The organism is Vibrio methylphosphonaticus, from assembly GCF_023634655.1.
Lineage (GTDB): Bacteria > Pseudomonadota > Gammaproteobacteria > Enterobacterales > Vibrionaceae > Vibrio > Vibrio methylphosphonaticus.
On the sequence record NZ_JAMKMS010000006.1, the window covers coordinates 137,522 to 159,623 of the forward strand.

Here is a 22,102-nt window from a genome sequence, read left to right on the forward strand (position 1 = left end):
GTATGCATTGCTATTTTAACCATGTAAAACAAAGTAAATTGACGAGACAAAAGCAAAGTCTGTGGTAAACTTAATGATAACAATAATCATTAATATAAGTGTGCTATGAAAAAGCCATCTCCTAAAGTCCTTACCTTGACCCAGTCTGAGTCGTTGACACCAAACATGCGCCGTCTCACCTTGCAATCAGACGCGTTAAAAACATTCGACCCTAGCAGTAACGGAAGTTATATCAAATTCTTGTTTAATGAAAATGGCGGCACTGCACTCAACGGCCTGAGTGAAGACAATCGTCCCAAAATGCGCACTTACACGATACGCTCGCTTGATGTTGACCACGGTACGATTGAGGTGGACTTTGTCACCCATATCACTGAAGACCAACTATGTGGATTCGGCAGTCGTTGGGCGATGGATGCGCAAGTGGGCGATCAAATTAGTATTGTGGGGCCTGGCGCAATCCAAAATGTAAATACTGAGAAAGATTGGTTTTTCTTCAATGCAGATATGACCTCACTTCCTGCTCTGTCAGTAAAACTGGCAGAATTACCTACAGACGCGAAAGGTTACGCGATTATCCAATTAATAGACGCAGCGGACCAGCAAACGATAGCGGCACCGCAAGGCATTGATGTCATTTGGACAACAGAACCTGTCTCTAAAGTCGCGATTTCACAGACGTGGTTAAGCGGTGAACCATATGTATGGTGCGCTTGCGAGTTTGATGAAATGAAGCAATTGAGACAGTTTTTCCGCAACGATAAAGCCATCCCCAAAGACGATATTTACATTAGTAGTTATTGGAAAAAAGGTGTGGCAGAAGACGGTCATAAGGTCATTAAGAAGCAAGACCATGATGAATTTGAAGGCTAGTACCTAAATCCAAGTTAGTACATAAGCTAGTACATAAGTTGGTACCTAAGTAAACGCAGTGATTGCTTTAGTCATTGGTGGCAACCAAGGCTATACAAGTTAAAGAGAGTGATGGCTGCGCTTTTAAGTATTGGTGAGTTTGATTAATCATATAAAATAAGCTCACCAAACTTAGCTGTAAATTTGCTGCGCCCGCATGCAAGTCCGTGATAAATTCTACTTATGTCACATTAATCTTCACTAATATCCGGCTTTATTTTTCCTAGCAGATTAAGTGTCTGCTTGTTAGACTCCCGCACAGAAAAATAACAACATAATTACATCCCAAATACGCGTCTTGCCTTTTGTACCCTACATACAAATGAGAGGCGCGATTAACTGATAGAGGTCCCCCAGGTACTATGAGTAATAGCACTATCTCGCAATCGGAAATTCATCAAAATCAATGGCAACTAAATCAAACACTTGTCGAGTCACTTTTACCTATTCTAGGTCGACTCTATCGAGAAAAAGGCGTGGAAATCCTGTTGTTTGGTAAGACGCTTGTTAACGCCACCACGATTGATATTATTAAAACCCACCGAGTCTCTCGTCATTACGCTCCTCAGCCCGTTAATGTTGCTCAAACTGCGCCATTAATAGAAAAACTCATCGAACTTGACTTGTCGCCGTGTTGTATCGATATCGGTCAGCTTGCCCAACAATACTGGTCAACTCACGATGATCATAAGAATATTGCAGATTTCTTGATGACGTCACTGGCAGAAAGCATTAGCAGCAATGGTGAGAAAGAAACTCGAGATGTTGTGCTTTATGGGTTTGGTCGCATTGGGCGTCTTCTGACGCGAATCTTAGTTGAGAAAAGTGGCCCAGGTTATCCACTTCGTTTGCGTGCTATTGTTGTGCGTGGCGGGAAAGATGGCGATTTACAAAAACGCGCGAGTTTGCTGCGCCGAGATTCAGTGCACGGTCAGTTTAATGGCAGTATTGTTGTTGACGAAGAGAACAAAGCGTTGATCGTGAATGGCAACTACATTCAGGTGATTTATGCGAATTCGCCTACCGATGTCGACTATACGCATTATGGTATCAACAATGCTCTTGTTGTCGACAATACCGGTGTTTGGCGTGACGCTGAAGGTTTAGGCCAACATGTTGCCTGTCAAGGTGCAGAGCGCGTGTTGCTAACCGCTCCAGGAAAAGGCGACATTAAAAACGTCGTATTTGGTGTTAATCACGATGTGATTCAAGACAGCGACACGATAGTGTCGGCTGCAAGTTGCACGACGAATGCAATTACGCCAACGCTTAAAGCGGTTAATGACAAATATGGCATTGTATCAGGGCATATTGAAACGGTTCACTCTTATACCAACGATCAAAACTTGATTGATAATTACCATAGTGGTGATCGTCGGGGTCGTTCTGCGTCGTTAAATATGGTTCTCACGTCAACGGGTGCAGCAAAAGCGGTATCTAAAGCACTTCCTGAGCTAGAAGGTAAGTTGAGCGGCAACGCGATTCGAGTACCGACCCCAAATGTTTCAATGGCGGTCGCGAACTTAAACCTTGAGAAAACGGTATCTAAAGATGAGTTGAATGCGTACCTTCGCGAGATCTCATTGACGTCTTCACTTGCAGCGCAAATTGACTACACAGACTCGACGGAAATTGTCTCTACCGATTTGGTTGGCGCACGTCATCCCGGTATTATCGATGGTCAAGCCACAATAGCGCAAGATAACCGGTGTGTGCTTTACATTTGGTATGACAATGAATTTGGTTATAGCTGCCAAGTCGTTCATTGTATGGAACAGATGATGGGCGTAAAGTTTAAGACATACCCAGTTTTGGCGTAACAGTAACGTAATATTGAAACCGCCACTGTTTGCTAGAAACAGTGGCGGTTTTTTATATGTCTCCTACTTTTCACGTCACGTATAGCTTTCACGTCACGTATAGTTTTCACGTCACATATAATTTTAGAACACGTATAGCTTTGGGTGACATATAACGTATGGTGACAACTAGCTTTAGGTCGCGTTTAGTTTTGATTTCGCATCTAAAACATGATGAATCAGTTAGCGCATTTTGTCGCTAAGATCGTTAAAGGCGCACCAAGGTCATCAAACTTTAAGCTCCAGACATATCGTCCTTCTTCCAGAATCGTCACCGCCGTATCTTTCCCATAGCCCCCAAATTTAAGCGTGTTTTCTTGACCAAGCTTGACGCTTAGTCCTTCCGCGGTGAATTGAGGCTTCCAATCTTTTGTGGCGTATTGCATTCGATAGCTGCCGGGTTTTTCACTAGCGACAACTTGATACACGCCGTTTCCTTTGTATTCAAACGCTCGAGATGATGTGTGCTTCCAGTTAGAGTCACTGAAGTCACCCACAACATAGAGTGATTCATCAATGGGACCTGCCTCGGGCAATGTTGGGTTATCACAAGCGCTCATGAAGGCATCACCAGTGCTGACGGTAGAGGCGGCAATCAGCCCGATTGGAGCCGCACCAGTTGGCTGATCAATGTGAAGAAAACGGCCTTCAAATGGAGACAGTGCTATTGAGTAGAATCCAGATGAAAGCGCTATTTTTTCGTCCGATTGTAAGTCAGTCAAGGTCGAGGAGGAGGCGATCGTGTCACTGGATATCGATATTTGTTGATCGCTGTTTGAGACATTGAGGATGTATAGAATCGACTCGTCTTGGTCTTGTTTAACGTCAGCGTAACTGACTTGGTCTGCCAACACGTTGGTTCGCGATCCGTTAGATAACGCTGGATGCTGCGCTCTCAGTGCCATTAATTCGCTAACATATGTCTTAAGATTGGCTTGTTGAGAGTTCAGCGTGGTATTGATGCCTTCTATACGAGCACTCGTGCGAGCGACATGATCATCGCACTTTCCAATGATGGCGCAGTCATTGTCAATTCGATTGGCAAACCCTTCTAGTTCGTCCCCAATTTCGTCCCCATAATAAAGGGTGATCGGGCCGGTGTAAGCGGCTTGGAATGATACTGCTGCTTTATAGCGCTGCCAGTATCCATCATCATTTGGGTCGGCAAGGTTGCCACGTTGAATAAGATCGCCAAAGCGGACTAGGTCATGGTTGCCTAACATGAGGTTTGGCTTAGCATGGTCTGGGTACAGGGCATGAAGGTTCATACCTTCCGCGATCCATTCGCCTGTTTTTCCGCCGACGCCGGCTTCATTCACGGCTAAGGTTTCTACGAGTCTATATCGTACGGGAAAATCAAAGGCTGAACAAAGCGCTGGTGATTCGTCAGAACCGTAACCAGTTTCAATAATCTTGTTTTCACCAGCCCAGATTTCCGCCACCATGTAGCCTAATGGATTCACTTGATGGCCATCTTGGTTGGTATACGTAACGGATTGAGAGGCATCATCAACGGTTTTACGAATTTCTTGCCAGGCTTGCGTTGGAACTTGATAGGCTTGGTCAAGTCGCCAGCCATCAATTTTAAGTTCTTTAATCCAGTATTCTGCAACTTCTTTGTAGAAGGGTAGGCTTTCTGGATAGCTGACGGGATTGTCGCTGCCAACCGGTGTTAAGCCGCTAGGCGACGGGACGACATTGCTTTTATGATGCCCAAACACGCCGTCGAAGAAAACATACATTCCACGGGCATGAGCCTCATCGACTAATTTTCTTGCATCATCTAGGGTGCCAAAACGCGGATCAATTTCAAAGTAGTTAGTCGCAAAATAGCCTGTCGCGTCCAATCGATCTGCCCAATGGTCTTGTCCCGAGATAGGTTCAGAGTTGAAAATCGGAGTCAGCCATAAGCCGTTCATACCGAGTGATTGGATATAGTCAAGTGAATCGATAATACCTTGTATGTCACCTTTGTGATGGCTGGTGCCATAGCCAGTACCATGACCAATGCTATCATCGCCATTGACGAAGCTTTCAACCATGACTTGATAGATACGAAGGTCATTGGCCGCTGAAATGTTTGAAGAGTCACAGCTATAAAATAATGGTTTTGTCTGCTCCGACGGTGTCGTTGACTCAGAAGCACAACCAAAAAGCAAAGCGGAAGTGATGGATAGATAGAGTGCCTTTTTTATGGGTTTCACGTGATGTCCTTTTCATTTTTATAGTAGGGCAACGTGAATGATGAACGATATAAAGTGCAGAAAAATCCACCATATTTAAATGATATAGGGAGGAGTAAGAAGGCTGAGAGAGCGCTATCACGCTTGGTTCCAATCTAAGGAAGTGTAACGTGATAGGCGTCTTGTTTTGTGCGTTTACGAGATAAAAAATTATTTATTTCCGATGGCAATGCCTTCTCGTCTTGGATCAGCGGCGCCTTCTAGCCCATTTTCAGTGACTCGAATGGCGTGTAAGCCCGAATTAAGATCTCGAGTGTTGACCTTGTAACCCATTTTCTCGAATGGTTGAGAAAATTGAGTGAGTGGTGTGCCACTTTCTAGATCCATTTCGCCAAAACGGTTGATCATTTTCGGTTGGTTGATTGCTTGTTGGATATCCATTCCCCAGTCAACATGTGCGACGATACTTTGCGCCACATAGCCGATAATACGGCTACCACCAGGGGAACCTATCGCCATGTATGGCTTGTCCGCCCTCATCATAATGGTCGGTGACATAGACGAGCGAGGTCGCTTCCCCGGCTCTATGCGATTGGCGATGGGTTTACCATCTTTTTCACCCAAAAAAGAAAAGTCGGTGAGTTCATTATTTAGCAGGAAGCCCGACGCCATCACGCGTGAACCAAATACGTTTTCAACCGAAGACGTCATGGAGACAACGTTTCCTTCAGAGTCAATGACATTGAAATGCGTGGTTGAGGGTAATTCGATAGATTGGTCTTGTGAACCGTTAGCAAGCTCTGGGTTTGGTGTGCCAAACGGTGCCGTTTGTAATGCCTTATTGGGTGTAATGAGGCCACTTCTTGTTGCGATGTATTCCTTGTTAAGTAATCCATCGGAGGGGACATCATAGAAATCACTATCGGCCATGTACATGCCTCTATCTGCGAACGCGAGACGAGAAGCGTCGGCGAGGATCTGCCAACTTACAGGGTTGTTAGCACCTGTTTTAGCAAGGTCAAACTCTTCAATGGTCATCAGTATCTGACCGATTGTAAGCGCGCCGCTGCTTGGTGGCCCCATACCGCATATGTCGTATTGCTTATACGGTGCACAAATCGGTGCCCGTTCTACAACAGAATAATTCGTGAGGTCTTGTTGGCTAAGCAGGCCAGGGTTTCCTTTAGCATTACTAACGGCATCAATAATCGACTGGGCCACTGCGCCTTGGTAGAAACCATCAGCACCTTTGTCTGCGATTAACGAGAGAGTATTTGCATACTCTGGGTTCTTCAGAATAGTACCTTGTGTTTTTGCATTGCCATTACTGTCTAACAAATACTGGCGTGTATCAGAGTGGCGGGATAGGAATTCTTTATCTCGTTCAATTAGAGAGGCCAGTCGTGCACTAACTGGGAAACCATTTTTTGCAAGTTCAACAGTCGGTTGAATTAATGATGCCCAACTTAGCTTGCCGTATTTTTGGTGGGTATCCCAGAGTAATTTAACCGTGCCAGGTGTGCCGACTGAGCGTCCGCCAACGACTGCATCGTAGAACTTCATTGGCTTACCATCATCACCTATGAACAAGTTGCTGGTGGCCTTTAGAGGGGCTGTTTCGCGACCATCATAAGTGGTGAGCTTGTTACCCTTAGCATCCCAATAGACTAAGAAAGAACCACCGCCAATACCACTAGATTGAGGCTCAACTAGGCCTAGTGTAAGTTGTATTGCAACCATGGCATCTATCGCATTCCCTCCTCTAGCTAACACGTCAGCACCAGCTTGACTTGCTGTTGGGTTGGCAGCTGTGACCATCCAATCCGTCGCGGTAACTATAGATTTGTTTTCTACGTGAGTGGTCGGTTCTGGCGCAAATGCGTCGGTGGCTTGTTGTGAGGCAAATACCGGGTTACTCATTGCAATAAAAAGCAATGATAGTAAGTGTTTAGGAGGGGCACAGAGATGCATGGCGAGTCCTTATCGAGTTGATTCTTGTTCCATGCGGATAAGTCTCGGTGACAATGTGGCAGTTAGCAATGAAAGGTTGCTATTAAAGCGAATTTTAGTGGCAGACCTATCGAAACACGTCTGCCATTTGGCAGGATGTGTAAATGATAGGGTTAACATGTTTGGCAGGATAGAGCAGGCGAGGTAGCGTAACCATGTACGTTACCTCGCAGAGTTCACAACGTTTAGGCTATGTCGTTAAATCGGCAACAAACTCGGGTTGCTCGACCGTTGCTGGTTTGAGTTGGTTTTTAAGCCAGCTATTGAATAAACCAAAGTCAGAGTGCATAGGCCAAAATAATGACGCCACGACTTTTTTACCGCAGAAAAGCGGGTGGTCACTGATGATACGCAGACCTTTGCTACGATTATATTGGTCAAGAATATATTCAGGTAACAGAGCAATACCTTTTTGCGCGGCACATAAGTCAACAATGGTATTCAAATCATCCAAACGCCATAAGTTATTGGAGGCGACATGGGAGAGGTTTAGTAACTCATCTACGCCATCCATTAGCAAGATCCTAGGAGGGTTTGCTTCATCATCAAGTTGAACATTCTCATGACTTACCCACCAACAGTTTGCCTGAAATAATTCTTCGACATTAAAGTCATTGTTGGTTTTATGGTAAGGATTCCCTAATGCAAGATCGATTTTTCCTTCGCTTAGGTAATTACCAAGAATAAAGCTTGGTTTTGTGACAACGTGTAAATCAACATTCGGGAATGCATCGGAAAATTCGAGTAAAGTTTGTTTCACTTTATTGTTAAAGACGAGCGGGTCGATGCCCACACGGTAGACTATCTGTTCAGAGACGTTCATTTGTTGAGCAACAGTAAGTAGCTCTTTGTATTTACCAATGACGGGTGTCGACAAATGAAATAACCGCTTACCTCTGGCAGTCAATGATATTTTGGTGTGCTGCCTGCAAAACACCTCAAAGCCTAAATCTGACTCTAAATTTTGCACAGCAGTGCTGACGGTAGATTGAGATTTTCCAAGTTTTCTAGCAGCGGAGCTAAAAGACCCTTCGTTAACCACCGCTACAAACGAAACAATGTTTTCGAACTGTAGTTTCATGAATAGACCCCGGATACTGACAGAATAAGCGTATTAATATTTATATAATTATTCTGGCACGATACCGACTTGACGTTAGTTTTACAACTGGTCAATAAAGATAAAGTGACTAAAGCAAGTAAAATATATCAAATTCACTGAATTTATCTGAACTTTATAAATTGTATTACAACTAAAGATCATTTTTACTCCGTTCTCACAGCAATCTAAAATAACCTCAAAGCACAAAAGGTGATCTGTGCCACATATCCATGTAGTGGTGAAAGTATTTTCATATTCGTTTGGAGCTTGGTGGTTTGCCATTAAGCTGCTGTTTTATATTGATTTGTAATTTCTTTCGTGTTGACTTGTGTGGCTGTTCGTGATTTTGATGTACACATTATTGATTTAATCGATAGAGGTTATTTTTAAGCGGCTTGAATTGTTAATTAAAATAGAGTTCGGTTTGGGAATGATTTATAAAAAGGGAAAGATATGTTTACTCAACTATATGTAAAAGCATCAACTTTGATGACTGAGTTTAAAAATGATGAACGTGGTGTCACTGCGATTGAATATGGTTTGATAGCGGTTGCGATGGCTGCTGTTTTAGGGGTAGTCTTTGGTGGTGGTGTTGGTGGGGGTGATATAGGTAAGGCTCTTAAGGCAGTATTTGATTCTATTACTACGGCTTTAGGTGGAACACCAACAACATAATAATGATATAGTATCTCGAGCTAGTTAAAAATCACGCTCGAGATACATATAAGTGAACTTTCATTAATGCTGTATTTGAATATATTAATCGTATTTTGCAGCATACTGTCGCTGTCAGATATTTTTCGAAGAAAACTGCCAAATTTAGCGTTGATATTGTTAGGTGTTTTTCAGCTTTCGATGCTAAATATTACCAATATCCACATAACGACGTTCTTACTTGTGCTGTCTATTGGTTTTGTTCTTTTCTATTTCGATTGTATTGGTGGCGGAGATGTAAAGTATGCAGCTGTTCTATCATTGGCGCTACCTCTCACACGGTTGCCGGAAGCATTGTCGTATACAGCTTACGCTGGAGGTATGCTTATTATTGCTTACTATATACTGTATTTTTTTTCCGAAACAAAGAAAATACAGCATATGAAACTGCCATATGGGGTAGCGATTAGCGTTGGCTTTTATTTAGCGATATTCGATCACCACTCTAGTATCTAAAATGTAAAATAAGTGACGTGGTAACCATGCGCTCAAGAATTGTTTTATTAATCGCTTCGATAGCATTGATTATTGGAGTGGTTGGCCTTGTCGATTTGATGAAGAAGGCCCCAGTTCAAGTAAAGACAAATGAACCGGTTATTAACGTCGCTGAAGAGCGTCATGTGACGGTTTGGAAAGCAATTAATCCCATTGTAAAAGGCAAACCGATATCCATTGAGTTAGTGAAAAAAACTCAACTCCCTCTTAGTGAGGCGCTTAAGTTTGGTATCAAAAATGATACCAAAGTGGACTTTGACCCTAGCACGCTTACCAATACCGATATTCACCAAGGTGCGATTATCATGCCTGAATATCAAACCTCTCGAACTCAGCCCGGCTATATCGACCTTCTAATTACAAATGGTATGACGCTCTACCCGCTTCAAGTTAGCGACAAAAACCTCATTAATGATTACATTCGACCTGGTGGGTACGTCGATGTATTGACGGTGAGCTCACCTAACATCAATCTTGCGGCCAATGCCGATAAGCCAAAGCGTTTTAAAGGGGTAAAAGCCTCGATGTTTCTTAAACACGTTAAAGTGTTAAGTGTTGATGATGGTGACGACAGTGATGTGATATCTGCTCGCGCATCCGTTAAAGAAAAAGGTATGACCACGATAGTCATAGAAGTGCATCCTGATGATCTAGCTAGACTTGCACTCGCACAACGAACGATGCATATCGAGATTTACCGTAGCCAAACTTATCAAAAACCCACTTATGCAGAAGTTCGGAGCATCATGGACAATTATGTTGGTGTGGAAGAGTTTCGTGGCAACACTGCAAACCCTAGAGAGGCGATGTAATGGATCGTTTAGCAACAAATACTCGTCTTTTCCTGCACGTATTGTTTGGGCTCTATGCCCTGCTTGTGAGTCAATTTGCGCTGGCGGCCGATCGTTATATAACGATTAACGACGGTAGGCATATTCAATTGCCGGTCCCTATCGGTAAGGTTTTTATTAGCAACCCGGATATAGCCGATTACAAAATCATCAATGAGACGACATTAGTTGTGTTTGCCAATGGGATGGGGCAATCCCGTCTGATCGTTTACGGCATGCAAGAAGACGTACTGCTATCAGACAGAATTATCGTTGATTTGGACCTTTCTCAGTTACGTCGACAAGTAAAATTTCATTTTCCAGACTCTGAAATCAAACTTGAATCCATTGGCGAACAAGTTGCGGTCAGTGGTGTTGTTAATAGTGAACAAGAACGCGACGAAGTCTATCGTTTAGTCGCGACGATGCTCGGACGAGAAAAAACGGAACGATGGGACAAATCGGAGAAGCTCAAGTTTAAGGCTGATGGCATTGATTTGGAAGAGCCTGAAAGCATGGTGTTTGCCAGAAATATGACGTGGGAAGGCATTGTTGAGCGGCTAGAAGTGGCCACTGTACAGCAAGTGAACGTGAAGATTTCTGTCGCACAAGTAACGGAATCATTTGGTGAGACGATTGGTGTCGATTGGGGATCTCTTGGTGCCGATGTCGGTGAGTTTGTCTTCAATCAATTTGAGGCCGCTAACCTTGCAACCGTTATTAGCGCTTTAGGTAACGAAGATATCGCTCAAGTATTGGCTGAACCCAACCTAACCGTATTGTCTGGTGAGTCGGCAAGTTTCTTAGTCGGTGGGGAAGTCCCCGTTGTTGTCACTAATACTGGCAGCACGAACATCACGTTTAAAGAATATGGTATCCGACTTGACCTTACTGCGAAGGTACTAAGCGAAGATAAGATTCGAATGCAGCTTTTTCCAGAAGTCAGCGAGGTTGAAAAATACGTGCAAGCCGCGGGTATTGAAGTGCCTCAACTGACGTCTCGCCGTGCCATGACCACAATCGAATTGGCTGATGGCGACAGCTTTGTTCTGGGCGGTTTGATGAGTAGTGCCGACTTTGAAGAGATGCAAAAAATCCCATTAGTTGGGGATATTCCGGTTATCGGTGCCGCCTTTAGAAAATCAGTCACTGAACGCAAGCGAACGGAGCTCATCATTGTTGCAACCGTGAATCTTGTTCAGCCGATCAAGCCTACTGATATTCAACTCCCTATGATGCGAAAAACCTCAACGCTTGTGCGCTGGCTTAATATTGACTCAGACCACGGCTATGCAACGCCTTCTGACGCGACAATTCGATTGCTTTCTCAAGGAGGGTTTATCCAATGACATTTAGGCTCTTATTAGTTTGCGCAATATTATCTCTCTCTGGCTGTACCACAGAACGTTATTTTGGTGGCAATGGTCTGGAAGCATTAGTTTATCAGCAGCATCACACGATTGAGATGTCCATACAGGATAAAACGCATGCTCAGCAACGACTAAGCGCTTTGTTCTCTTCCGTGGAAGATGAAGATACCGGCGCACTGTATCACATTGAATATCGCAGCAACGTGGGTAAAGTACTGATAGATACCATCATCAATGATTATCCCGCTTTTAAAGTAAAAAAAGACAAGGTGACGTTAGCAAAAAACACCAAATTACTCAGTGATTTGAAAGTGCAGATCACCTTCTATGCACTTGAAACGGAACAGTGCCATGCCGCTCAAATAGGGTTTGAACATTCTCAGACGAATTGTTTTTCTGAATCGGCAAGGTTAAAGCAAGTGGCTAATAAATCGCGCTTATTGGGAGGTAATTAAATGTTTGATCTTTCAAAAGCGTTAAGTACTAAGAGCAAGGCCGCCCCTAAAGTTGCGAAAGGAGTGTCGGGTTGTACGTTAATCTATCAATCGCAACAATGTCTTGACCTCGTTAGCGAGGTATTTCGCTTTGAGGGTTGGAACGATCCAACTTGTATGAAAGCATCTCAAGGCGTCGGTAAATTTTCTGAACAACAAAACAGCCATATTGTGTTACTGGAACTCAATGAGTCATCGAATGTGGTTGAAGATGCCAAGGCGTTTGCCAGCAAACTACCGACTCATAAAGGTGTGGTTGTTATTGGTAAGGAAGACGCGATTTCGACGCTACGTTCGTTGAAAGAAATGGGTTTTTACTACGTATTTTGGCCGGTGAATAAACAAGAGTTTGCGGACTTCTTAACCCATGTAAACAAGAATTTGAAAACCTTCTCTGGTGTGAGTCAACAGCGAAAGGCAAAACGAGTGGCGATTGTCGGCGCTAAGGGCGGTACGGGTACCTCCTTTATCGCTACCGAATTGAGCTCCTTATTATCGACTCAGGGTACCGACACGATTTTAGTGGATCACCAGTATACGGACAGCAACATCGACGTGTTGATGGGGCTTAAAGATTTTAAGCCTAAGGCGATCGATGAATTTACTGCACCATTGCATGAAATGGATGAAGAAGGGGCATTGAGCTACCTCCATTCTGCTCGCAAAAATCTTCGTTTGTTATCGATTGATGGCAACATGAGTCAGAACGATATTCTCAATTACAACCAAACGCTGTGCGAGCTTCTCGCGCGAAACACCAATTTTATTGTTGAAGACTTTTCTGGCAGCGTTGACTTTAAAGTTGAGGCGCAATTGCTGGTGGACAACTTCGATGTGGTGGTGATTGTGTTCGACGCCTCAGTGTCGGCGGTACGCAACGCCAAGCGTTTATACGAACGCATCGAAAATCTTCAATTGGCGCTGTCAAAGCGAACGCGTGTTATTACCGTAGCGAACTATCATCGCCCAGATAGCGCGTTTGTGTTGCAATCGGCTGACCTCAAAAAATACGTTGGGGCAGATATCAATCTTGAAATTGGTTATTGCAAAAATTTATCACACATCATCATCGATGGTAAAAGAGCCCATAAGCACGATCGGAATATCAGCCGTGCGATGGATTCTCTCATGAAACTGATTAATGGCCAGCCTGTTGAGACCAAAGGGTTAACGCAGTGGTTTAAGCGAGCGAGTAAGAAATGAGTTCGAACAAAGACCTATACTTAGCGTTTCGCAGCCAGATATTTGAAGCGCTGGATGCCGAAGCGGTTCAAAAAATGAGCCGTAGAGATATCGAGTCGCAGATTCAAAGTGCGGTCGACCTACTTGCATCTAACTATCAACGACCGATCACATCGGTGATGAAGTCCGGTTTGGTTAAAAGCTTAATCGACGAGTTATTTGGTTTGGGTCCGTTACAGCCCCTGATTGAGGACCAATCGATAACCGATATCATGGTTAACGGTCCTAACCATATCTTCTTTGAGCGTCACGGCAAAGTACATCAATCTGAGGTCACGTTTGTCAATGAGGAGTTACTACTCTCGATTGCCAAACGCATTGCCTCCCGGGTCGGTCGGCGTGTGGATGAACTGTCACCAACCGTAGACGCACGTCTTGAAGATGGCAGTCGTGTCAATATTGTTATCCCGCCAATTGCTCTTGATGGCACCTCGATCTCCATTCGTAAATTTCGCGAGCAAAACATTGGTTTTGAAGACTTGATTGGTTTTGGTTCCATGTCAATGGATATGGCGCGTGTGCTTATGATCGCGTCGCGTTGCCGAATGAATATTCTGATCTCCGGTGGTACTGGCTCTGGTAAAACAACGTTGTTGAACGCTTTGTCGAATTATATTGCCGATGATGAACGCGTCATCACCATTGAAGATGCTGCTGAGCTGCGGTTACAGCAGCCTAACTTGGTGAGGTTGGAAACGCGGACCTCGAGCATTGAACAAACGGGCGCGGTGTCACAACGAGATTTAGTGATTAATGCCCTACGTATGCGCCCTGATCGCATTATTTTAGGGGAGTGTCGTGGCTCTGAGGCCTTCGAAATGCTTCAAGCTATGAACACTGGCCACGACGGCTCTATGTCGACACTGCACGCCAATACACCAAGAGATGCGATTGCTCGTGTCGAGTCCATGGTGATGATGGCCAACCTCAACCAACCCCTCGATGCTATTCGCCGTACGATTGTCAGTGCGGTTCAGCTGATCGTGCAAGTGAATAGAATGCGAGACGGCACAAGGAAGATCACAAGTATTGCCGAAATAGTGGGGCTGGAAGGCGAAAGTGTTGTGATGGAAGAAATCTATCGCTTCCAATCTGACGACACCACCTTCAGTGAAACCGTGCAAGGCGACTATGTGACTAATGGTATTATGCAACGTTCAGAGCTAGTAAAAAAAGCACAATTCTTTGGTTTGTACGACGATCTGATGGCGTCATTTAGAGGGGCGTAGCATGTTGTGGATCTCACTGATACTCTTTGCAATTGCCTTACTCCTCATGAGTGATTCAAAGGCGAAAAAAGTTGACCACTTTTTTGCCGTTGAGAGTGTCGAGGTCGAAAACCTGAAAGCCGTTAATGTGGGAACGCTGGCAGGCAAGCGAAACTGGCAGAAATTTAAAGATTCCATTTCTCCAACGCTGCAAGTGCTTGGGCCGCGTTTTCCTCTCTATATTTTACTATATACCCTAGGTGTGGTTGTTGGATCTTGGTATGTCATTTTTGATCTACTGGCGATTCGCAACGCCTGGGTTGCAGGCGTTATCGTGTTGGTGTCCATGCTTGTCGGTTACCGATACCTTTCCAATAAAAAGCGCAAGGACTTTGAAAATACCTTTCCGGATGCATTGAATATTCTGATGAGCGCCGTGACGGCGGGTGACAGTTTAATGCAGGCCATCACGTATGTTGGCAGCTCGATGGACAACACCATCGGTCGTGAGTTTAAGATGATGGGTGAGCGACTAAAAATGGGTGAGCCGCCAGAAGTGGTGCTACAGCGTTCTTGCAAAAACTATCCTTATCCAGAGTTTTTGTTTTTTACGGTGACGCTCAAGGCCAATATCAGTCGCGGTGGTCAGTTAAAAGGCGTGTTGGCGAGGCTTATTCGCGTTCTGGTCGACGCTCGAACACTCGAAAAAAAGAAAATGGCAATGACATCAGAAGCGAGAATTTCTGCAAAGATTGTCGCCGCCATTCCTTTGGCGTTTACTATTCTTCTGAATTACATCAACCCAGGGAGCATCGACTTTATCCTCCATGATGAACGCGGCCAATACATTCTTTACTACGTCGTAGGTAGTGAATTTATTGGGTTATTTATTGTATGGTTCTTAGTGAGAGGAGTTCGAACATGACGTTGGTGGGGGCTTTTCTTATCGTGCTTGGTGCGCTGCTGTACTTCGTCCTTAACTCATTTCGCTATGAGCAACGTCGCAAGCGTATTGCCGGTTACATTGAAGAAGAAACGAGTAGGGGCCCAACCACCATCAACCGCTTGCTTGTGCGCTTTGGTAAAGGAAGTCAAAAGGAACTGGAACAAAAACTTGTCAATGCAGGGTATTACAACAAAGATTGGGCAAAGTATTATTTCCCCGCAAAAATCTTGATTGCAATGCTGATCGCTATCGCGGTTTTTTTCTCGAGTTTGTCTGAACTCAATAAAATGCTGGCAGGTGTGTTGGCGTTAGTTGGCGTCATTATCATTCCAGATTTATTACTTGAAGTACGTCGCAAGGCATTGGTAGGAAAAACCTCAAGCCAGTTGCCTTATTTGTTAGACATGATGTCGGTATGTGTTCAAACCGGTATGACAATTGAAGCGACCTTGAGTTACTTATCGAAAGAGCTCGAGGCGTTTGATGGCGATCTTTGCTACCAAATAAAACGAACCTCAGACTCTGCAAAGATCAAAGGGCTTGAAAAAGCACTCGACGATCTCAGTGAGCGAATTCCGACACCAGCTGTGAGAAGTTTCGTTCTTACACTTATTCAAAACTTGCAATATGGTACCTCGGTCGCAAGTGTTTTGAGTGATTTAGCGGAAGACATGAGAAAGATACAAGTGTTGACAGTCGAAGAGAAAGTAGGCCGCTTGTCTGCAAAGATGAGTGTACCGCTTATTTTATTCATCATGTTTCCGATTGTCGTTTTGATTCTTGCACCAGGCATCATGCAGATGTCTATCAACATAGGTGGTTAAACATATGCGATGGAATGCAATGGCGGTAATGCTGGTGTTGAGTACGACGCTCGTCGGGTGTGAAACGACCAGTCAGCAACAGACTGAAGAAAATATGATTTCAGGTATGGAAAAAGTGAATAACTACGATGGCCTGATTGCGTTGTATAAATCTAAGCTCACCAGTGGTCAGCAAGACGATCAGGTGATGGAGCAATTGGCTTATGTCTACTTTGATAAAGGAGACGTTGAGTCTGCTCGCTTTTATTCGCAATACCTTATTGATAAAAAAGTAGTAAATAGTGGGCTTCTGCAATTGCAAGGGCAGATAGAAGCAGAAAATAATCAGTTTGATCTAGCGATCGCGTCTTACAATGAGTCAATAGCGCACGGAAATACATCCGGCAAGGTTAGGGTCCTTCTTGGCGTTGCATACAGTCAGTCCGACCAATTTGAAGAAGCAAAGCAACAATTTAATCTCGCTCGATTACGAGGTTACGATGATATTGCCATTAAAAACAATTTAGCGGTGGTCTATTTAGCACAGCAACGTTTTGATCTTGTCATTGAAACACTCGCACCGGTAATAAAAGAGCACCCTAATAACGCCAAGGTTAAGGCGAACCTTGCTATTGCACTACTTAAGTTAGGACAAGTCGCTGATGCTAAGACATTGCTCAAGAATGATTATAACGCAAGTGAATTGATCTCAATTTCCCAACAGTTTGCCTACGTTGGTGCCGAGTAATGAACACTCGTCGGCGTCAACTCGGTGTCACTAGCATTGAATTTGCTTTAGGCGGATTGGTGTTGATGTTTTCGACTTTCGCTATTTTCGAATCGAGTTTTCAAACCTACGTCGTCAATATGACGGAATACTCGCTGCGTGAAACGATTCGAAATACCAAAATCTACCAAGGAAGCAGTATTCATGAACAATATGAAACACGCTTTAAAGCACTGATTGAAGACCAAGATAACCTTTGGCACTTTTTAATCGACAGCAGTAAGTTCTCAATTGAAGGCAAATATTTTGAGACGTTTGATAAATTTATTGCTAACGAAGGGCATTCTAGCGAGAACCTATCGTTTACTTACGATCTTGCGGAAATTACGGTGACATACCTTTATTCACCTGTGATCGAAATGTGGGGAAATAGTGAGACGCCAATCAGTCGGACCATGGTGCTGAACCTCGAGCACGAGGGGTGGGGGGATGATGTTCAAGACTAAACCACGCATCGCGCAACAAGGCTCATTTGCCATTGAATTGGCGTTTGTTCTGGTGGGCCTATGTATGATTTTTTTATTCTCCACGGACCTGAGTCATAAGTTGTTGGTGAGAGCAAAGCTTGATCGCTCCAGCTTTGCTTTAGTGAATGTATTGAAGGAAAGAACACGTTACTTTAGCGATGATAATGGGGATGTGTTGGACTTTGATGTGACCACACAAGACCTCACCAATATGTCTATAGTGGCATCTCGAATGCTAAATATTGATCAAAGCCAAGTCGCCATTCAGATTGAATCTTTGGTGAATGGCGTGGAGACTCACTTGCCTAGCCAGCGTTTCGGACAGCTAGCTTGCAGCGGGGGGGGGATTGAAGACTACACAGACCTTGTGCCTGTCGAAGATGGTGTTAGTCATCCGCTTTATCGTGTGACGCTGTGTGAAGAACATGATTCATGGTTTGAATCTTTCACTAATGGTGGAAACCCGAAGATTACTATTGCTTCTAGTTCTGTGATGCCAGGGAGATGATGATGAAACGTTCTATTGGCGTTCGCAGTATAAAAAAACAAGGCGGTGTGGCAGCCATCTGGATAGGGTTGTCATTGGTTCCTATAATGGGGTTCACGTTTTGGGCGGTAGAAGGCACTCGGTATGTGCAAGAAAAAAGCCGGTTGGGCGATGCAGCAGAAGCAGCGGCGATTGCGGTGACGATGGCAGACCAAGAAGGCAGTGCAAACGAGTTTGCCACTAAATACGTGAATGCGTATGTTAGAGATATTAAGTCTTCTCAGGTGACGACGAAAAGGAAGTTTCAAGAGGCAATACCCGATAGCGATACGCTCGAATTTATTCAATACACTGTCGATGTAAAGACTACGCACGATTCTTGGTTTTCGAGTACGTTTATCCCTTCATTTGATGAGACTCAAGATCTCACTGGCCAATCGCTAGCAAAGAAGTATCCAGCTTATTTAGGGGATAATAATATTGATATTGTGTTTGTGTCTGATTTTTCGGGTTCAATGAATTGGCAATGGGGCAAAGATAGTACTTACAAAATCGATGACTTGAAAAAAGCAGTTAATACGATTTCTGAGAAACTGCTATGTGTAGACATTGAGACGGAACCAGATGGGACTAAAGTATGTGGTGATAAGGAACAAGATAATCTAGCAGATAAACTAGACAACCGTATTGGTGTTGTACCATTCAACATTCGAGTTAGGCATCGAAATACTAATGGCAATGCGTTTTCGACAAGTCAACTCCGCTATTTACACACCGTTGATACAAGTGTTTCACCTAAGTCATTCGAAAAAGTGGACTGGGATCTTTGGCGAGAATACTACGCTTGGCAAGTCTATGATTGTGCGGAGAATAAAGAGGACTGCCCGAGCATCGGCTCTAGAACAAAAAAAAACTTGCATAGACAGGCTAAGAGGATAATCAGTGCACTCAACATTACTTGGGGGAAGGAAAAGCATTGTGAATGGGATCGTCGTAATCAAAAGTGGATAGAGGTTTGTGATTGGCGTTACAATACCAATGTATATCATTTAGACCGATATAAATATGTTGATTATGCAAAGTCTGTTGACCAGATGCTAGTTGATAAGTACGACACTTATAAGTTTCACTACAAAACCGATGTAAATAATCGACTTTACTCAGGATTTGGTAACAAGAATAATGTTCAATTTTATAATGTAGCGCTGACAAATAAGCTTTCTGATGTAAATGCGATTAAAGGAATGAGTGCGAATGGCAGCACAGCGGTCTTTCAGGGGGTTATAAAAGGCGTGCAAGAGCTAAATGATGGCAAACCGACGAATGATGATGAGCTAGAAACTTATAAAACCAAAGTGAAAATGATGCTTATTTTAAGTGATGGGCAAGAAACACCTGAATCTAATATTTTTCCAATGTTGGTTGACTCTGGCTTGTGTGACGAAGCAAGAGCGTTAATACCCGGTTTGTACATCGGTGTCATCGGAATTGATTTTAAGGCTTCACTACAGAGTGGTTTTCAAGATTGTGTTGTCGATGCTGATGAGGACATTATTGATGTCTCTAATCTAGATGAGCTCATTGAAAAAATAGAAGAACTGATTCGTAAAGGCTCAAAAACGAGCGGCACAACCAAATTATATTGAGGCTACCCATGTTATTACCGCGTTTTTATTTACTGCCAGTTGTGATGCTCAGTCTTTCATTTGGTGCTTACTCCTCAAGCGGCACTCGTATTGAATATTGCAACGACCAAAATGGTGAGTATCGCTACACAACGGAGGTAGTGTCAGTGAGTGGTATTGGGCAGCACCACAATGGCTTTTTGCAGATTGAGCAATCTTCAAATGATCGTGCGTTAAAACAAGCATTGTTGGCAATGAATCGCTCACAAGTGAACCAGGATAATTGTAATACCTTCATTACCAACGAAAACATCGAAACATCATCGAGTAAAGATGGTAAGCAAGTGGCTCGCTTGCAGTTTGGGTTTGATAACGCTCACTTATCGCCAATAGCGAGGCAATCTCTCAACCGCGTTGCGCAAGATCTTGCTAAGCAAAAGGTGGCTTTACAGGTAGAAGGACATACAGACAGTGTTGGTGCTAAACAATACAACCAGGGGCTTGGTTTAGAACGTGCGATGAATACAGCGGATGTACTATTTTTCCAAGGTGTTGAGCGTGAAAAAGTAGTGATGAAATCCTATGGTGAATCAAAACCAGTGGCAACGAACTCAACAGTGGAAGGCAGAGCGAGTAATCGTAGAGTCGATATTCTGTTGAATGAATAATGCGCTACAGAGTTATTTATGGAATGCGGCTCAATAATACACCGCATTTTGTAAATTCACTTACGTCGTTTTAGATAAATGAATGGTGGGTCACTAAAGTTCACAGTTCTATTAAGCGTTGTAAAGACAATCTAGAAATGGGCTGATATGATAGTCAGAATATAAGGAATATTAATGGCTGGTTGTTTATTGAGCATTTTAGTGTGCTTTTAGATAGACGGCTAAGTCAATGTTAAAGTCAGATGAGGTTGTCGTGAATTTTCCCCACCGAGTTTTTAATTCTAAAACGGTTAAGTTGATCGCATTAGCAAGTCTAAGTGTTAGCGGCATCGCTAATGCATTGGAAGTCATGAATGCTGATGAAAAAACGCAGTTAGAAAAAATTAGCAGCGATTATGACAACGGTTATCTACAAACCGGGCTTGAAGAGAGCAACGAAACGTACACTCAGCTTTTTTCAAATATTGAGTCTATTAAGATCAATCTCGTTAACAATATCGAAAACATTAAAGTTGATTCGGCTTCAATGGAAAAGAAATTGGTTGCTGGTGTCTATGATGAGCCCTTATCGCAAACATTGCGTGACTTAGCAATGAGCGTCGGTAAACTCAAAACAGAATTGAGCGATAAAGAAAAGCAACTGTCAGAAAAGAAAACTGCAATCTCAAAAAGTGAAGCGGTGATTAAAGGGCTGGATCGCACTAAAAATGAAGAGCTGCTTGCCTTATATAAGCAAGTTAAATCTCGTTATATTGTAGAGTCACGCAAAGTCAATCAAGAGACATTTGAGGGCAGTTTAGAGTGTGATTCAAGCGAAAGTATGTCGGCGTGTGTTAATCGCAACATGAACACGATGAAACGCACATTCATGCTACAGAAGGGCGGTCTAGAAAGAGTTAATATCACATCTTTTAATATCGTTGATGCCACACAAAAAATGAATGGCGATCTCACCTACACCGCTCAAGCAAGCTACAAAAATGAATTTGATTCCAATACGGAGCTTGAACTGCGCAAGGCTCTTGGACTTGAAAAAGTTAGATTTGTTTTTCGCTCAAATTCAAACAACACTGTTTTCTATATTAATGACCAAAAGGTAGGGGCAGGCGACAAAGTAGATGTCGCGGGTAACTACGTTGGCGTGTATAACGTTCGAGCGGTGAATAATTCAAAAACACAGTCTTTAAAACTTAGCCTCAAGAACGAAGGTGACTACTTCTTTCCTTTTTCAAATGTGAAAACCAACTCTACACCGAGCCCAGTGAAACAAGATGCTAAGGCGAAGAATTCGGTCAAGGTTGATGCGGATAAATCACCGTCATCTGCCCCCGCATTAACGAAACAAATCTTAGATGGTTATACCAAGAGTAAACCAGTAAAAGATCAAGAAGCGGACGCATTGGCTGGGAAACGCTTTACCAATACTGTTATTCATAAAGACGACGCTTACCAATATCTACTGCCTATCGAATACTCTGATAACGGCAGCAAAGCGGTGTATTTATCAAAGTCAGATGCTACGCGATACTGTGCTGACAAACTGTCTTCTCAACTGGCATCAAGAACGGCGTACCAGTACCTGCTCAATGGTAATAAATTGGGAATAGGTAACTATTGGTTGTCATCTGGACAAGTGTTTTCTTCAGCGCTAGATGAAAACGCGACTAAAAAAATCACCAAGAATAAGTTTGTTTGCATGATGAACATGACTGGAACTTGGTAAGATTTGCAAGCAAGTTTGAGGCTAAATTAAGTTTATTACCTTTACTTCTTGATTGTTTAGCTTCTTGAGTCATCGAAAAAGCCAATGGTGTCTGAAGTGACCCCCAATAGTTGGACACCAATTATTGGGGGTCTTTTTATGTCCAAATACAACCGAGCATTGGCTTTTTTGTGAGGG

The 22,102-nt window shown here is 43.4% G+C and carries 20 protein-coding genes; 17 read left to right on the forward strand and 3 right to left on the reverse strand.

Annotated elements, in window-relative coordinates; all coding sequences use genetic code 11:
• The first annotated feature begins 105 nt into the window (after nt 1-105).
• Together M9196_RS09050 and M9196_RS09055 are read left to right on the forward strand one after the other, a co-directional pair.
• Nucleotides 106-873: a siderophore-interacting protein gene (locus M9196_RS09050; RefSeq protein WP_250617213.1), complete on the forward strand. Its 768-nt coding sequence runs from the start codon at nt 106-108 to the stop codon at nt 871-873.
• Between the two features lie 401 nt (nt 874-1,274).
• Nucleotides 1,275-2,732, forward strand: a complete 1,458-nt coding sequence (locus M9196_RS09055) for a glyceraldehyde-3-phosphate dehydrogenase (protein WP_250617214.1) — start codon at nt 1,275-1,277, stop codon at nt 2,730-2,732.
• Nucleotides 2,733-2,950: 218 nt separating this feature from the next.
• On the opposite strand, the gene M9196_RS09060 is transcribed toward M9196_RS09055, so the two are convergent.
• The 3 genes from M9196_RS09060 to M9196_RS09070 form a co-directional block, all read right to left on the reverse strand.
• Complete coding sequence (locus tag M9196_RS09060; protein ID WP_250617215.1) at nt 2,951-4,975, reverse strand: alpha-amylase family glycosyl hydrolase; 2,025 nt, start codon at nt 4,973-4,975, stop codon at nt 2,951-2,953.
• A 189-nt stretch (nt 4,976-5,164) separates the two neighbouring features.
• Nucleotides 5,165-6,925, reverse strand: coding sequence for a gamma-glutamyltransferase (gene ggt, locus M9196_RS09065; protein WP_406707651.1), 1,761 nt, complete (start codon nt 6,923-6,925; stop codon nt 5,165-5,167).
• A 229-nt stretch (nt 6,926-7,154) separates the two neighbouring features.
• Nucleotides 7,155-8,045 (reverse strand): LysR family transcriptional regulator, encoded by an 891-nt coding sequence (locus M9196_RS09070; RefSeq protein ID WP_250617216.1) that lies wholly within the window; start codon nt 8,043-8,045, stop codon nt 7,155-7,157.
• A 474-nt stretch (nt 8,046-8,519) separates the two neighbouring features.
• Here M9196_RS09070 and M9196_RS09075 point away from each other — a divergent pair, with 474 nt between their 5' ends.
• The 15 genes from M9196_RS09075 (at nt 8,520) to M9196_RS09145 (ending at nt 21,925) form a co-directional block, all read left to right on the forward strand.
• Entirely contained in the window at nt 8,520-8,741 is a 222-nt protein-coding gene (locus M9196_RS09075) for a Flp family type IVb pilin (protein WP_250617217.1), read from the forward strand.
• Between the two features lie 66 nt (nt 8,742-8,807).
• Nucleotides 8,808-9,236, forward strand: a complete 429-nt coding sequence (locus M9196_RS09080) for an A24 family peptidase (protein ID WP_250617218.1) — start codon at nt 8,808-8,810, stop codon at nt 9,234-9,236.
• Nucleotides 9,237-9,262: 26 nt separating this feature from the next.
• Nucleotides 9,263-10,087 carry an RcpC/CpaB family pilus assembly protein gene (locus M9196_RS09085; RefSeq protein ID WP_250617219.1) on the forward strand — a complete coding sequence of 275 codons (825 nt, stop codon included), beginning with the start codon at nt 9,263-9,265 and terminating at the stop codon, nt 10,085-10,087.
• Nucleotides 10,087-11,454: a type II and III secretion system protein family protein gene (locus M9196_RS09090; protein WP_250617220.1), complete on the forward strand. Its 1,368-nt coding sequence runs from the start codon at nt 10,087-10,089 to the stop codon at nt 11,452-11,454. Before M9196_RS09085 ends, M9196_RS09090 begins: the two co-directional genes overlap by 1 nt.
• Nucleotides 11,451-11,930 (forward strand): hypothetical protein, encoded by a 480-nt coding sequence (locus M9196_RS09095; protein ID WP_250617221.1) that lies wholly within the window; start codon nt 11,451-11,453, stop codon nt 11,928-11,930. Before M9196_RS09090 ends, M9196_RS09095 begins: the two co-directional genes overlap by 4 nt.
• Nucleotides 11,931-13,172, forward strand: a complete 1,242-nt coding sequence (locus tag M9196_RS09100) for an AAA family ATPase (RefSeq protein ID WP_250617222.1) — start codon at nt 11,931-11,933, stop codon at nt 13,170-13,172. It abuts the gene before it with no gap.
• Nucleotides 13,169-14,440 (forward strand): CpaF family protein, encoded by a 1,272-nt coding sequence (locus M9196_RS09105; protein ID WP_250617223.1) that lies wholly within the window; start codon nt 13,169-13,171, stop codon nt 14,438-14,440. The genes M9196_RS09100 and M9196_RS09105 overlap by 4 nt, the downstream gene beginning before the upstream one ends.
• Nucleotide 14,441: 1 nt before the next feature.
• The gene (locus M9196_RS09110) at nt 14,442-15,344 is read left to right on the forward strand and encodes a type II secretion system F family protein (RefSeq protein WP_250617224.1); all 903 of its coding nucleotides are present in this window, start codon (nt 14,442-14,444) and stop codon (nt 15,342-15,344) included.
• On the forward strand, nt 15,341-16,189 hold the full coding sequence (locus tag M9196_RS09115) for a type II secretion system F family protein (protein WP_250617225.1): 849 nt from the start codon (nt 15,341-15,343) through the stop codon (nt 16,187-16,189). The genes M9196_RS09110 and M9196_RS09115 overlap by 4 nt, the downstream gene beginning before the upstream one ends.
• 4 nt (nt 16,190-16,193) lie before the next feature.
• Nucleotides 16,194-16,916, forward strand: a complete 723-nt coding sequence (locus M9196_RS09120; RefSeq protein WP_250617226.1) for a tetratricopeptide repeat protein — start codon at nt 16,194-16,196, stop codon at nt 16,914-16,916.
• A complete protein-coding gene (locus M9196_RS09125; protein WP_250617227.1) occupies nt 16,916-17,401 on the forward strand; it encodes a TadE/TadG family type IV pilus assembly protein in 486 nt (161 codons plus the stop codon). Before M9196_RS09120 ends, M9196_RS09125 begins: the two co-directional genes overlap by 1 nt.
• Nucleotides 17,388-17,930 (forward strand): tight adherence pilus pseudopilin TadF, encoded by a 543-nt coding sequence (gene tadF / locus M9196_RS09130; RefSeq protein WP_406707658.1) that lies wholly within the window; start codon nt 17,388-17,390, stop codon nt 17,928-17,930. Before M9196_RS09125 ends, tadF begins: the two co-directional genes overlap by 14 nt.
• The gene (locus M9196_RS09135; RefSeq protein ID WP_406707652.1) at nt 17,930-19,555 is read left to right on the forward strand and encodes a pilus assembly protein TadG-related protein; all 1,626 of its coding nucleotides are present in this window, start codon (nt 17,930-17,932) and stop codon (nt 19,553-19,555) included. Before tadF ends, M9196_RS09135 begins: the two co-directional genes overlap by 1 nt.
• Nucleotides 19,556-19,563: 8 nt before the next feature.
• On the forward strand, nt 19,564-20,202 hold the full coding sequence (locus tag M9196_RS09140) for an OmpA family protein (RefSeq protein WP_250617230.1): 639 nt from the start codon (nt 19,564-19,566) through the stop codon (nt 20,200-20,202).
• A 229-nt stretch (nt 20,203-20,431) separates the two neighbouring features.
• Entirely contained in the window at nt 20,432-21,925 is a 1,494-nt protein-coding gene (locus M9196_RS09145) for a hypothetical protein (protein WP_250617231.1), read from the forward strand.
• Nucleotides 21,926-22,102 lie beyond the last annotated feature (177 nt).

Bases quoted from the DNA above. Each gene is read 5' to 3' on its own strand.
- M9196_RS09050 (WP_250617213.1), top strand. From the start codon at position 106: ATGAAAAAGCCATCTCCTAAAGTCCTTACCTTGACCCAGTCTGAGTCG.
- M9196_RS09055 (WP_250617214.1), top strand. From the start codon at position 1,275: ATGAGTAATAGCACTATCTCGCAATCGGAAATTCATCAAAATCAATGG.
- ggt (WP_406707651.1), bottom strand. From the start codon at position 6,925: ATGCATCTCTGTGCCCCTCCTAAACACTTACTATCATTGCTTTTTATT.
- M9196_RS09070 (WP_250617216.1), bottom strand. From the start codon at position 8,045: ATGAAACTACAGTTCGAAAACATTGTTTCGTTTGTAGCGGTGGTTAAC.
- M9196_RS09075 (WP_250617217.1), top strand. From the start codon at position 8,520: ATGTTTACTCAACTATATGTAAAAGCATCAACTTTGATGACTGAGTTT.
- M9196_RS09080 (WP_250617218.1), top strand. From the start codon at position 8,808: ATGCTGTATTTGAATATATTAATCGTATTTTGCAGCATACTGTCGCTG.
- M9196_RS09085 (WP_250617219.1), top strand. From the start codon at position 9,263: ATGCGCTCAAGAATTGTTTTATTAATCGCTTCGATAGCATTGATTATT.
- M9196_RS09090 (WP_250617220.1), top strand. From the start codon at position 10,087: ATGGATCGTTTAGCAACAAATACTCGTCTTTTCCTGCACGTATTGTTT.
- M9196_RS09095 (WP_250617221.1), top strand. From the start codon at position 11,451: ATGACATTTAGGCTCTTATTAGTTTGCGCAATATTATCTCTCTCTGGC.
- M9196_RS09100 (WP_250617222.1), top strand. From the start codon at position 11,931: ATGTTTGATCTTTCAAAAGCGTTAAGTACTAAGAGCAAGGCCGCCCCT.
- M9196_RS09105 (WP_250617223.1), top strand. From the start codon at position 13,169: ATGAGTTCGAACAAAGACCTATACTTAGCGTTTCGCAGCCAGATATTT.
- M9196_RS09110 (WP_250617224.1), top strand. From the start codon at position 14,442: ATGTTGTGGATCTCACTGATACTCTTTGCAATTGCCTTACTCCTCATG.
- M9196_RS09115 (WP_250617225.1), top strand. From the start codon at position 15,341: ATGACGTTGGTGGGGGCTTTTCTTATCGTGCTTGGTGCGCTGCTGTAC.
- M9196_RS09120 (WP_250617226.1), top strand. From the start codon at position 16,194: ATGCGATGGAATGCAATGGCGGTAATGCTGGTGTTGAGTACGACGCTC.
- M9196_RS09125 (WP_250617227.1), top strand. From the start codon at position 16,916: ATGAACACTCGTCGGCGTCAACTCGGTGTCACTAGCATTGAATTTGCT.
- tadF (WP_406707658.1), top strand. From the start codon at position 17,388: ATGTTCAAGACTAAACCACGCATCGCGCAACAAGGCTCATTTGCCATT.
- M9196_RS09135 (WP_406707652.1), top strand. From the start codon at position 17,930: ATGATGAAACGTTCTATTGGCGTTCGCAGTATAAAAAAACAAGGCGGT.
- M9196_RS09140 (WP_250617230.1), top strand. From the start codon at position 19,564: ATGTTATTACCGCGTTTTTATTTACTGCCAGTTGTGATGCTCAGTCTT.
- M9196_RS09145 (WP_250617231.1), top strand. From the start codon at position 20,432: ATGTTAAAGTCAGATGAGGTTGTCGTGAATTTTCCCCACCGAGTTTTT.